We start from the raw sequence: 215 nt of genomic DNA, 5'->3' as shown, positions 1-215 counted from the left end.
CCAGTAATACTTGCCCTTGGTCTTCTTGCTCAAAACCAGCAATAATACGTAAGTCCGTGGTTTTACCACAACCAGAAGGACCTAATAAAGACAGGAATTCACCATCATAAATGGTCAGGTCTAAATCGTCTAAAACCGTGTAGTCAGCAAATGTTTTACTCCCACCATACAGTTGCAAAAGCGGTGTGGCCTCATTCACATTCAATATTCCAATA

Annotated in this window: 1 protein-coding gene; it reads right to left on the bottom strand. The window is 40.9% G+C overall.

Annotated features, from left to right (window positions below):
- Nucleotides 1-199: ATP-binding cassette domain-containing protein (locus V6256_RS15890; protein WP_341599175.1), on the bottom strand; the 199-nt coding region annotated here is incomplete at its 3' end.
- Nucleotides 200-215 lie beyond the last annotated feature (16 nt).

Origin of the sequence: Psychromonas aquatilis (genome assembly GCF_038155185.1) — a bacterium.
Classification (GTDB): domain Bacteria; phylum Pseudomonadota; class Gammaproteobacteria; order Enterobacterales; family Psychromonadaceae; genus Psychromonas; species Psychromonas aquatilis.
Note: the sequence above shows the minus strand (reverse complement) of the source record. Positions and strands in the feature narration are given on the sequence as shown.